This window comes from Pseudomonas sp. H11T01 (assembly GCF_048515765.1).
Taxonomy (GTDB): Bacteria; Pseudomonadota; Gammaproteobacteria; order Pseudomonadales; family Pseudomonadaceae; genus Aquipseudomonas.
This window is the reverse complement of record NZ_JBLYED010000024.1, coordinates 35,663-48,143: the sequence shown is the minus strand read 5'-3', so window position 1 is coordinate 48,143 and position 12,481 is coordinate 35,663. Positions and strand designations below refer to the sequence as shown.

The following is a 12,481-nucleotide window of genomic DNA, read 5'->3' as shown; positions in this document are numbered from 1 at the left end:
GTAGGAGTCGACTCTGTGAGCCTTTATGCCCCCCCGCGTGATTTACCGACTCGCGTATTTACTACGATGCCTGAGGCCTTCTGGAAGGATGGTGACTCCGACTGGGTACGTGCTAACAAACCCGGACAGAACGTCAAAAGTTTTCTAGAAGGGCCATCCTTCGACGTAAGCGGAAACCTCTACGTAACTGATATTCCCTACGGTCGTATTTTTCGAATAGACCCATTGGGCAATTGGACGCTGGTTGCGGAATATGACGGTTGGCCGAACGGACTGAAAATCCACCGGGATGGTCGAGTTTTCATTGCCGACTACAAGCAGGGCATTCTTGTACTCGATCCAAATACAGGCTCAATCTCGCCATTTCTTACGCACAGCCGTAGCGAAGGATTCAAAGGCGTAAACGATCTGTTCTTCGATGGAAGCGGAAAGCTCTACTTCACCGATCAAGGTCAAACCGGCCAACAGGATTCGAGTGGTCGAGTATTTGCCTACGACCTGGATAAAGAAATCCTGACCCGTTTGATAGACAACGGCCCAAGCCCGAACGGTCTGGTGATGAATCTCCAGCAGAATGCATTATTCGTTGCGATGACTCGCGGCAATGCAATCTGGCGTCTGCCGATTCAGAGTGACGGCGGAACCAGCAAAGTGGGAATCTTCGCCGCAATGGCGGGAGGAGTAAGTGGAGCCGATGGCTTGGCACTTGACTGTATCGGTAATCTTTACGTTTGCGACGCAGGGAATGCCTGTGTCTGGGTGTTCGACCCACATGCTGTCCCGCTCTATCGCATTCGATCATGCACCGATGGACGCACCCTAACCAATTTGGCTTTTGGCGGCGCCGACAACAAGCAATTGTTCATCACTGACTCCTCTACCAGTTCGATATTGGTAGCCGATCTTGAACACGCCGGTCTGCCCATGTTCTCCCACAGTTAAATCCATGAAGCGTTGAACCCTCAGTGCTGCCCGCACGGGATTCGTTCGGCCAGAAAAAAGTGCGCGCTCACCGCGCCAGCCCTACAAGACTAATAAAAGGCACACCCATGCTGATCTTCTTAAGCTACGCAATGATCGTTTGTTTCATGTACCTAATCATGAGCAAGCGCCTGTCTCCCCTGGTAGCGCTATTACTCGTACCTGTCGTATTCGGGTGCCTGGGAGGCTTTGCGAGCCAACTCGGCGCAATGATGTACGACGGCGTAAAAATGCTCGCGCCGACGGGCATCATGCTGACGTTTGCGATCCTTTACTTCTGTCTGATGACCGACGCGGGGCTCTTCAATCCGCTGATTAAAGTATTACTGCGCCTAGTAAAAGGAGACCCTCGTAAGATTGTTGTTGGCACTGCCGTTCTGGGACTGTGTGTTGGCCTTGATGGAGACGGCGCAACCACCTACATCATTGCCACCGCTGCCTTCTTACCGTTGTACCGGCTGACTGGAATTCGGCTGCAGGTAATGGCGACCGTTTTGCTGATGGCCATCGGCGTAATGAACATCCTGCCTTGGGCGGGGCCGTTTTCTCGCGCGGCTAGCGCCATGCATGTAGACATTACAGCGCTGTTCCTGGAGATGGTGCCGATCATGATTGTCGGTGCTGTCTGGGTTGTCCTTGCCGCTTGGTGGCTGGGGCGCATGGAATATCGTCGGCTCGGTGTGGTAACAGTGAGTGAGGACGAAGTGCTCGAAGGTTACGCGCACATTCGCCTTAAAGATCCGAAGTTTCTGTTCAACGTCGTACTAACACTGACGCTGATCGCCGGTATGATGCTCAACCTCATGCCCTTGCCAATTCTGTTCATGCTCGCGTTTGGTCTAGCTTGCCTCGTTAATTACCCAAGCCTGAAACAGCAGAAAGAAGTCATCGCCCGTCATGCTGATAACGTCATGGCCGTCACTCTGCTGATCTTCGCGGCAGGCATATTCGTCGGCATCATGAGTGGCACAGGGATGATCAAGGCGATCTCGGATAACCTCATCATGATCCTGCCAGAACAGGCCGGTCATTACATGTCGCTGATCACAGCCTTGCTGAGCATGCCGTTCACCTATGTGCTGACAAACGATGCGTTTTATTTTGGCGTGTTGCCAATCCTTGCAGAGACAGCGGCTCATTACGGGATAGGCCCAAATGAAATGGCGATTGCGTCACTCATTGGCCAGCCCGTTCACTTACTCAGCCCTTTGGTTGCATCAACCTATCTGCTATGCGGGCTGTTGGATATTGACTACGGCGATAACCAGCGAGTCTCCCTGAAATGGACGTTCGGAACGGTCTTAGTGATGCTTATGGCTGCAATCGCGACTGGGGCGATAACAGTCATTAATTGACGGATGTGAGAGGTAAACCAGCAAAAATCTGAGTTCTCGAAACTCATTAAAAAAAGGGCCCTTGAAGGGCCCTTTTGTACTCAAACCGAACTCACTTGGTCAGCCAGGACTCAACGGCTGCAGGACGTGCTGAGCTTTCACAATTCGCAAGACCACCCATTCAATCGAATCACAAAGTATATGAAATACCGACCTGCACCGTTCTCGGTGCCCCTGGATAAGCGTAAACGTTGCCGAACGCCCCCTCCTCATAATCTTCGTCCGTCAGATTTTTCACATCCAGATTGAACCTGATCTTGTCGTTGACCTTGTAGTAGCTCAGCAGGTCGACAACGGTGTAGCTGCCCATTGAAAACGACGTATTGGCCGTCTGCCCTGCGCGCTCATCGACGTATTTGAGCCCGGTGCCGAGACCCAACCCCTTGAGCGCGCCATCCTGGAACTCGTAGACATTGAGCAAGCTGAAGCTGTTCTGCGGAACATTCATTAGCCGGGTGCCGGATTTGATGACATTGTCCTTCGTCACTTCGGCATCGACATAGGCGTAGCCGCCAATCACGCGCCATTGCGGAGTCAGGTTGCCGGCGATGTTCAAGTCAAAGCCACGGCTGCGTACCTCGCCTGCCGCCACGCTGTAGGTCGAGTCCACGGGATCGGTGGTGAGCACATTGCGCTTTTCGATCTGGTAGATCGCCGCATCGACACTCAACTGGCTGTCCAGCGCTTGCCACTTGATACCCAGTTCATAGGATTTTCCCTTTTCCGGATCAAAACCGCCGCCCTCACGACTGGCACCGGTATTGGGCTTGAACGAGCGCGCCGTATCGGCATAAATCGCCACTGTGTCGCTGAGATCGTAGGTCACCCCTATGCGCGGGGTCACCGCATTGTCGCTGGCCTGCCAGCTTCTGCTGCCCGGCACGAAGGTTTCGTAGTCATGCTCGAAGCGTTCGAAACGGGCCCCGGCCAGGACGCGCAAGCGCTCGGTCAAGGCCACCTGATCCTGGATGAACGCGGCGTAGGTCTTGAGGTTTTCCTTGTCGTTGGTCGGGGTGCGGGTCAAGGCTGGACGCGGCTGGCCATACACCGGGTCGAAGATATCGATCGGGTAGGCACTCACCGCCCCACTGGAGCGCTGGATGATCGACTGATAGTCATAATCTTCGTACTCGACGCCGGTCAGCAAGGTGTGTTCGAAACCGCCCGCGTTGAAATGCCCGGTGAGGTTGAGCTGGGTGTCCTTGTCCGTCCACTCCAGCTCGCGATAGTTGAAGTTGCGGCCCAGGGTGCGCCCGTCAGCCGCGACACCGTTGGCCTCGACGGCATTTCCCTGCAGTGTGCCGTCGAGCCATTGGAATCCGCCGCCCAGCGTCCAGGTATCGTCGAGCACGTGTTCGAAACGCAGCTGCGCCATGTTGTTGTCGTTGTGCAGTTTGCCAACGTCTTTTTCGCCGAAGAAGGTGTCGCGAGAGGCGGTGCCGATTTGATTGGGAAAGTGCGTCACACCGCGATCCAGCGGGTGATTGTTGCGCATGAAATCCCCCTCGAAGATCACCTTGGTGTCGTCGTTGACCTGCCAGGCAAGTACCGGCGTGATGCCGTATCGTTCGGTTTCGACATGATCTCGAAAGGTATCGCCGCCCTCTCCCACCAAATTCAGGCGATAGGCCAAACGGCCTTCTTCATCCAGCGGGCCGGAGGCATCCAGAGTTCCGCGTTGCATTCCCTGGTCGTCGAGTTGGCTACCCAGCGTCACAGTGGGCTCGGCCAGAGGTTGTTTGGAGATGATGTTGAACGTGCCACCTGGATCGCCTCGGCCATAGAGCATGGTCGCAGGCCCTCGCAGAACTTCGAGCCTTTCGATAGTGTTCGCATCCGGCATGTTCGGATAGCCACGGTTGATCGGGAACCCGTTGCGATAAAACTCCCCGGTGGTAAATCCACGCACGGTAAATGTGGTCAGGCCCTGGCCGCCAAAGTTGTTGGCCCGCCCCACACCACCGGCGTAATCGAGCGCATCCTGCAATCGGGTGGCACTGATGTCTTCCACGACATCCTTGGTCACTACACTGATGGATTGAGGCGTCTCGTGGATCGACGTGTCGGTACGCGTTGCACTGGCTGAACGCGTCGCCCGGTACCCGTCCACGGGCCCCAGGGCGGTTTCAAAGTCAGCCGTGCCAACGATGTCGGTCGCTTGCAACTCCAGACTGGCTTTATCGGTTGTGGCGTCCTCTGCCCAGGAGGAAGCGGAAAACGCATGGATCACACAGATAGAAACCAGAGTACGACGCATCTAGGAAACCTTGAGAAAATAGCCAAATGGGACGGCATACGTGCCAATAAATCGCGGCGTATGGTAAACCGCATTATCGGCTTTTGATACGTATTCGCATTTGTATTTTCTGAACGCTACCTACGGTTGCTCAAATCGCTAATGAAGCAATTCCAGAACACATCGCTTGAAGACCATATGACGTAAAAAAGGGCCCTCGAGGAGCCCTTTGGTACTCATTTGAGAATTACTTGGCCAGCCAGGACTCAACAGTCGCAGAAGGGATTAAAAAAGTCTTAATGAGCTTTGTTCTCAACCAAGCAATTGCCTCCATCCACCACGAGCAACTCACCTGTGATGTAACTCGCTTCAGGTGAAGCCAAGAATACAACGGCAGCGGCCACTTCCTCTGGCCGACCCGCCCTTCCAAGAGGTGTAGAGCGTGCTGCTCTTATTTCATCAGGAGTACTCGATCCAGTAGCAATCCAACCTGGCGCGACTGAATTCACCGTGATACCAAATTGAGCAACCTCAAGGGCAAGGCTCATGTTCATGCCTACCATTCCGGCCTTTGCCGCACTATAAGCAGCCTCTCCTGGATTACTGGCTCGTGTGCCCGTTGTAGAGCTTATATTCACTATGCGGCCATACCCTCTGGCTCGCATCCCTGGCAACACCCCTTGGGTTAACAAGAAAGCGGTTGTCAGATTTCTAGCAATTGAAAGATTCCACGATTCGAGACTTGTGCTCGTCAGCTCGGCGAATGTTTCCGGACTCCCTTGCATCGCCATACCGGCATTATTTACGAGAATATCGATGTGGCCCCATACGGTCTCAGCCCAAGCGACGAACTCTCTAACCTGAGTTTCCTGAGTTAAGTCTACCGGTCGACCCTCTGCTTCGAAGCCGGCGGCGCGTAACTCCGCAACCCGCTCATTGATGCGTGCGCTGCTTGCCGTGACGATCAGCTTGGCCCCTTGAGCCCCAAGACGATGGGCAATAGCCATACCGATTCCAAGCTCACTGCCCGCTCCACTCACAAGCGCCACCTGATCTGCCCAGCTTGAATTCATCATCCTTGCCTCTGTTGAAGGTTTGCGAAGCACACGAATGGAGGTGTAGCAGATAGCCGGAAACGCCGGTTGAGGATTTGGTCGCCGACGTCGATAAACTGCAAATAAAAAGGGCCTTCGAAGGGCCCTTTTGTACTCAAAGCAAGATCACTTGGTCAGCCAAGACTCGGCGGTCGCGAAGCCGTGTTCTGCCTTCCATTCCTTCAGCGTTTTGTGGTTGCCACCTTTGGTTTCGACGACTTCGTCAGTGTGAGGGTTTTTATAGACCTTAAACATGCGTGGCTTACGGGTGCCGACACTTTAGGGTTAGAGCCGAGTAAAACGCTCCATGCTTACCAGCGAACACTGAGCATTCAAGTTCGATGGTAAAACACCCTGTGGAACGTAACTCTATCTCCCACCCTCGGCTAACTCGCTCGGGCAGGGTTACTACCTGCGAACAGATCCTGACTCAAATCACCGTGACAGCCGCATTCAACATCAACACCACAATCAAACCGACCACGGCTACGATGGATTGAACCACCGAAATGGTCTTGGTGGCTTCGCCCATAGTCATGCCGAAGGATTCCTTCACCATCCAGAAGCCCGCATGGTTCGCATAGTTGAAGAACAGCGAGCCGCAGCCTATGGACAACGCAAGCAGAGGCAGGTTGAGGCTGGGATCAGCACCTGCAAGCGGCGCCAGCAAGCCGGCAGCACCAACGATACCTACAGTGGCAGAACCGGTAGATACCGAGAGCAACATCGCGATCAACCAACCCAAGATCAGCGGAGGGAACGCAGACTGCTGAGTCAGGTGCACAATGGCATCGCCCACCTTGGCGCTGGTCAGCAGCTCCTGAAAGGCACCACCGCCGGCGATGATCATGATGATTGAGGCGATTGGCTTGAGGCTCTTGCCCAGGGATTCGCGCAACTGCCCCGCATCGCCGCCCCGCGCGAGTACCAGACTTGCCCCTGCGAACAGCACGCCTAGGAGCATGGCAATCAGGGGATTGCCCAAGAAACTAGCCATTTTCAGGATCGCATTGCCTTTGGGTAATACCATTTCAGCGACGGCATGAATCAGCATCAGGATCGCCGGTAGCAAGGCTGCCAGCACGCCAAGGCATACGCTGGTGCTTGGTTGATCGTCGGCTTTTTCAGCTAGGGTGAACTGATCTAGCAAAACCTGATCGGGCCGAGTGCTCATGCGCGGCGAAATGAATGCGCCATAAAGCGGGCCGCCTAAAATCATTGCAGGAATAGCCGCAAGGAAGCCATAGAGCATTGTGGGCCCAACCGAGGTTTTGAGCGCGGCGATGGCCGTCAAGGGGCCAGGGTGCGGCGGTACCATCCCGTGCATGGCTGCAAGTGCCGCAATCACCGGAACACCCACATACACATACGCTGAACCTTTGAAGCGAGCCTGGCTTTCCAGCTTTCGCGCCACGCTGAAAATCAGCGGCAGCATGATCACCAAGCCCACCTCGAAAAACATGGGAATGCCAATTACAAATGCAACCATCATCATGGCCCAAGGTATCATCCGATCCGATGTTCGCTTGAGGATGACCTCGGCGATCTGCTCTGTGACGCCTGCGTCAGCAAGAATTTTGCCTAGCATCGCTCCAAGCGCGATTACGACCCCTACTGCCCCCAGTGTCTTTCCGGCGCCGGTGATCAAATGGGTGACGATGGTTTCTGGCTCCATACTGGTTGCAAAGCCAACGCCAACGGAAACTACTAGCAAGGCCAGGAGCGGGTGCATTTTGAGACGCGACACGATGAGCGCCACCAGCACCAGGACGCTCACCAATGCGGTCAGTAAGAGGTCTATATCTAAAGGAGTCATGAAAGGATCTCGGTTGGGCTGGCGCCCAAACTGCACTCAGATTTGAAAGAGAAGTTTGAAACCGTAACGCCTGTCGGCGCACGCGATAAACCAAATATCGTTTGGGTGCTTTCAACTTCGGCATTGGATGACGTGTTCATGGAATCTACTCTCTTGTAATTGGAATATGCTGCTATTACACAGGACTTCTCGATGAGGCACGATAGGTTTTACTACAACGTCGCACTTCGAACGTTCTGTATGTATTCGTTTAAATGGGTGAGATGAATGGTCATCTGCAAATGCAGGCGTAAGTTTCAGCTTTCGCCTTTTGCAAAACCGAATAACCTTCGAGGGACTTGCACCAACAACGAATAGCTAACCTGCGTCGAACACTCCAGGGCTTGCAACTGATCGATTACGGTGCTGAAACCGATGCTTTGCTCATGCTGCGTATGCGGCCAGTCGCTGCCCCACACCAACTGGCGAAGGCCGAAACTTTGTTCCAGCAGCGGTAATGCCATTCGAGCGAAATTGATGTTCTGTTGCGGCGTACCTCCCAAACGATAGATTCCCGATACCTTCATCCAGATCGAACCTTTCGATCCCAACTCCAGTAACTCGCAAAACCCGGGCTGATCGACGCCCGAATTGGCATCCGGCCGACCAAAGTGATCAATCACCAACTTCAAACCGAACGGCGTCAATTGATGGATCAGTCCCGGCAGATCCTTTACCTCCCGATGCAACTCGACATGCCAGTCAAGATCAGCAATGTGGCTGAAAAACTCTCTCCAGGCACTGTTACGAAAATCAGGTAACGCCTTACCCATCAGGTTCAAGCGAACGCCGACCACGCCCAGGTTATCCATGTCATTCAACATGGCGCGACTGACGCCTGGTTCCAGCACAACCACGCCTCGCAACTGATCCGGCGCTTGCCTCAACGCCGCCAGCAAGTAGCTATTGTCGGTGCCGAGAAAGCTCGGTTGCACCAATACGCCATGACTCAGACCATGAGCGTGCAAGTGCGTCAGATACTGCTCAAGCGTGGCGTCGTAATCAGGGGTATAGCGCCGTGCACCGACCAGATTTAGATCACGGCTAAACACATGAGCATGGGAGTCGATGCCGGTGATCGGCGTAGAACAGGTGTCAGTCATAGCGTTCATCTATAGAAGGTAAAGGGCATCAGGCCCGCGCACTCTCGTTGCCGTTGACCGTTGCTGGCACCGATGCACTCGAAGCTTCGAGGCTGCGTCCACGGGTTTCCGGCAGACAAAGTGCCGCGATCACCGCCACGCCATAGGCAATCCCAGCGTCGATACCAATCGCAGACCCAAGGGACATGGAGTCGCTCATGTGACCGACCAGGAACGGGAACACCGCTGAAAGCACTCGGCCAAAGTTGTAGCAGAAGCCCACACCGGCACCGCGTACATCCGCCGGGTATAGCTCGTTGAACAGTGCGCCAAGGCTCGCGGGAATACCGGCCGCGAAAAAGCCGAGCGGGAACCCCAGGAACAGCATCTGGGTATTGGTCAGCGGCAGGAACACATAACTCTGCACAGTGACGACACAGCAAAGCGCGAACAGCACGATGTTTTTGCGTCGGCCAATACGGTCGATCAAAAAGCCGCTGACTACACACCCACACCAGAACGCGAAGATGATCACCGCCAGGTAGCCGCCAGAGTTCAGTACGGACAGATTGCGCTCAGTCTTGAGGAACGTTGGCAGCCAGGTCATCACCGCGTGGTAACCACCGTGCGCACCCAGCCCCAACAGACCACCGAACAGCGTTACGCGGATCAAATCGGGGCGGAAGATGCCGGCCAAGGATTTGAAGAAACTTTGCGGGATGGCGTTTTCTTTTTGCAGACGCTGAAAGCTGTCGGGCTCCTCGACATTACGACGCACCCAGATAATCAGGAACGACGGTAGCAGCCCGACCAGGAACATCACGCGCCACGCCATGTCCTGCGGCACGAAGGAATAAATCAGTGTGAACACTCCGACGGCCAGCCCCCAACCCACGGCCCAGGCACTTTGTACGGTGCCCATCACTTTGCCCCGATACTGCGGATTGATGGTTTCGGCCATCAATACTGCACCTGCTGCCCACTCTCCGCCGATGCCGAAACCCTGGAGCGCCTTGACGATCAAGAGCTGGTTGAAGCCGCTCACAAACGCGGAGAGAAAGGTAAAAAAGGAGAACCACAAAATCATCCACTGCAGCGTACGCACCCGGCCGTAGCGGTCGGACAACGTCCCCCCTACCCAGCCACCGATGGCTGAAGTGACAAGAGTCACTCCGCTGATCAGCCCCGCGTCGCCCTTGGTCAGGGCAAAGGCGGCGATCAAAGCCGGAATCGCCAGGCCAAACATTTGTACTTCCAGTGCGTCGAGCGACCATCCGCCGAAGCAGGCCCAAAACGTTTTGCGCTCCCGAGGAGTGACTTGGCGATACCAGCTAAACATGATTCTTATCCTTATAAGTGGAACGGGAGGCAGCCGAGAACAAACCGCGCCGCTACGGGCGAGTCGTGGCAATCAAAACAATGAAATCAGCAACGACCGAGTCGTCGCTGAGTGATCCGCTACTCAGGCACAGGGTTAGCGAATATCCACGCTGTAGCGGAAGTGCTCGGCATGCCCACGTGAGCGACGCCACTCCAGCGGTGTACCGGCGTAATCGCGCGCCAGACGCTCGATCACCACCACCGGACTGTTGATCGGGACTTGCAGCAATCGCGCATGCACGTCATTCACAGATTCAGCGGTCAGTGTTTCTTCGGCATAGGCGACGACCTGCCCGCAGACTTCTTCGTAGATCGGATACAGCAGTGGCCCTTTACGGCTCAGGTCGATCTCCAGCAGTGCCTCAAAGCGGTTACGCGGCAGCCAGATTTCTTCGGCGAGCACCGGCTGAACATCAAGTAGACGAACCCGGACGATGCGAATGACCGGCGACTCGACAGGCAGGCCCAACGCCTGGGCCACCGCCGAAGGCGCGGCTACCGGCTCGATGGATAGGATGCGACTCTCCGGCACCTGGCGTTCGCCGGAAGCGGTTTGAAAACGGAAGAAACGAAACAGTGACGATTGAAACTGCGGCCGGCGAATGAAAGTGCCTCGACCTTGCTGTCGCTCCAGGATGCCCTCACTGACCAGCGCGTCGACCGCTTTGCGCACGGTGCCAGTGGACAGTTGGTATTCCGCTGAAAGCGCGGCTTCGGTGGGAATGGCCTCCCCCGGACGCCAGCGATTGTTGGCGATTTGCTCTGCCAAGTGGTCACGCAGGCGTTGGTAAAGCGGCAGGCGAACATCACTGGATAGAGAATTCATCGACTTTATTCACCTTATTATCTAGTCATCTATATGAATCTTGTGGCGAGTATTTCCCCAGACGACTTCGCTGTCAAGGAGGGGCACGGCCCCTTGCTGACGAATGGTGAACCGTCGCCCAGGCAAGCCTACGTCAAGCCAGCTCTGTGATTCGCAATGTCGACTTTCCCAATCCCTTCAAAATCCCAAGCAGATTTCCTGCAGTGAAATGCCATTAACTATGGGCAATAAAAAGGGCCCTTTCAGGGCCCTTTTGTACTCAAACCAAAATCACTTGGTCAGCCAGGATTCGACGGTGTCAGAGCCGTAACTTAAAACACAACACCCCCTCTCACCGCTCGCGAGGTCTATCAGGTGATGAAGTACGTTGCGCTCGGTACACGCGTCATGAAAAGAGCCAGCATTCAGTTGAAACGAGATCTTTCACGGATAGATGCCTGTTGAGGTCGATGGATGGCAATAATATCGTTCTGGCCCGAGTGGCGAGCATCGGCTCAGTCTACGGGCTAGCCCGGCCCGGCGATGAATACACTCGACCCAATACACAGCGATTGACTGCCAAGGCATAACATCTCAGGCTGTATAAACGCTGTCACTCACCTCCAAAACAATGTGCTTGATAGCTCCTTGACTCGCGTGCAGCCTATTAGGCCTTCGAATAAAAACTTGGTGGGGAGTAGCATCGTTTGAAATTGAGGCAACTGCGCTATTTCGTAAAAATTGTCGAACATGGCAGTCTGGGTCGCGCTGCGCTTGAACTGGACGTTGGCGTGTCTGCTCTAAGTCAGCAAATCTCCAAGCTTGAAAGCGAGTTATCGACCCGTCTTCTCAACAGAACCACCACCGGCGTAGCACCTACTAGCGCAGGGTTTGCATTTTTACATCATGCCCAATTGACGCTACGGCAGGCGGAGAATGCCATCATGGCCGCCCACCGCGGCCGTATGAGTGGCTACGTAAGTGTTGGGTTACCGCCTACTACCGCGACTGTTCTTGCGCTGCCGTTGATCAATGCGATGCGTGCGCGTTATCCGGATATTCAGCTGCATCTGGTAGAAATGCTTTCCGGGCATTTATCCGCACAGCTAAATGCTCGGCAGATTGATCTCGCGATTCTCTTTCAGCTCGACGGTGGTAAACGCTGGAACGTAACCCCCTTGCTGGATGAAAAATTATTTGTAATCGCTTCGCCTTCACTGCCTCAATCGCCCCGAGGTGATAGCGTGCAGTTAGCAGACCTCGGCGGCCTACCGCTTGTGATGCCGAGCTCGCAACATGGTTTGCGCTCGACATTGATGAGCGCGTTTGAGCGCTCAGGTTTGACGCCCAATATCATCATGGAAGTGGATGGCCTCGCCGTCCTGATGAACGCCGTCCGTGCGGGTCATGCAGCGACGATACAACCCGGTGCCGCTGCAGCATTGAAAGGCGAATCCGGGCTTTCATTGGTTAAAATTGCCGATCCTCATGTGGGACGCCGCAATCTTTTGGCGACGCTGGCTGACGATGAACTATCTCCTGCAGCATTGGCAGCGCGCTTGGTCATAGTCGATGTGGCGCGACAATTAGTCGTCGACAAACAGTGGCCGGGAGCAACGTGGATTGAGGATGTAGAGGCATAACACCCGCTGCG

At 54.8% G+C, this 12,481-nt stretch carries 9 protein-coding genes and 1 pseudogene; 3 read left to right on the top strand and 7 right to left on the bottom strand.

The features are described from left to right. Positions 1-15: 15 nt before the first annotated feature. On the top strand, positions 16-942 hold the full coding sequence (locus ACN1C3_RS25905; RefSeq protein WP_419118586.1) for an SMP-30/gluconolactonase/LRE family protein: 927 nt from the start codon (positions 16-18) through the stop codon (positions 940-942). A gap of 107 nt (positions 943-1,049) precedes the next feature. Further along, positions 1,050-2,336, top strand: a complete 1,287-nt coding sequence (locus ACN1C3_RS25900; protein ID WP_419118585.1) for a CitMHS family transporter — start codon at positions 1,050-1,052, stop codon at positions 2,334-2,336. Positions 2,337-2,505: 169 nt separating this feature from the next. Here ACN1C3_RS25900 and ACN1C3_RS25895 read toward each other — a convergent pair whose 3' ends face one another. The 7 genes and pseudogenes from ACN1C3_RS25895 to ACN1C3_RS25865 all read right to left on the bottom strand — a co-directional run bounded on the left by ACN1C3_RS25895 (position 2,506) and on the right by ACN1C3_RS25865 (position 10,848). Continuing rightward, positions 2,506-4,632 carry a TonB-dependent siderophore receptor gene (locus ACN1C3_RS25895; protein ID WP_419118584.1) on the bottom strand — a complete coding sequence of 709 codons (2,127 nt, stop codon included), beginning with the start codon at positions 4,630-4,632 and terminating at the stop codon, positions 2,506-2,508. 275 nt (positions 4,633-4,907) lie between these two features. After that, the gene (locus ACN1C3_RS25890) at positions 4,908-5,684 is read right to left on the bottom strand and encodes an SDR family NAD(P)-dependent oxidoreductase (protein ID WP_419118625.1); all 777 of its coding nucleotides are present in this window, start codon (positions 5,682-5,684) and stop codon (positions 4,908-4,910) included. Positions 5,685-5,831: 147 nt separating this feature from the next. Continuing rightward, a pseudogene (locus ACN1C3_RS25885) lies at positions 5,832-5,978 on the bottom strand (histone-like nucleoid-structuring protein, MvaT/MvaU family); the annotation flags it as partial. Positions 5,979-6,135: 157 nt separating this feature from the next. After that, positions 6,136-7,521 (bottom strand): GntP family permease, encoded by a 1,386-nt coding sequence (locus ACN1C3_RS25880; RefSeq protein WP_419118583.1) that lies wholly within the window; start codon positions 7,519-7,521, stop codon positions 6,136-6,138. A gap of 296 nt (positions 7,522-7,817) precedes the next feature. Then, a complete protein-coding gene (locus tag ACN1C3_RS25875; RefSeq protein WP_419118582.1) occupies positions 7,818-8,663 on the bottom strand; it encodes an amidohydrolase family protein in 846 nt (281 codons plus the stop codon). 28 nt (positions 8,664-8,691) lie between these two features. Continuing rightward, positions 8,692-9,981: an MFS transporter gene (locus tag ACN1C3_RS25870; RefSeq protein ID WP_419118581.1), complete on the bottom strand. Its 1,290-nt coding sequence runs from the start codon at positions 9,979-9,981 to the stop codon at positions 8,692-8,694. 135 nt (positions 9,982-10,116) lie between these two features. Next, positions 10,117-10,848 carry a GntR family transcriptional regulator gene (locus tag ACN1C3_RS25865; RefSeq protein WP_419118580.1) on the bottom strand — a complete coding sequence of 244 codons (732 nt, stop codon included), beginning with the start codon at positions 10,846-10,848 and terminating at the stop codon, positions 10,117-10,119. 686 nt (positions 10,849-11,534) lie between these two features. Between ACN1C3_RS25865 and ACN1C3_RS25860 the strand changes: the two genes are divergently transcribed. Next, entirely contained in the window at positions 11,535-12,470 is a 936-nt protein-coding gene (locus tag ACN1C3_RS25860) for a LysR substrate-binding domain-containing protein (protein WP_419118579.1), read from the top strand. The last annotated feature ends 11 nt before the right edge of the window (positions 12,471-12,481 follow it).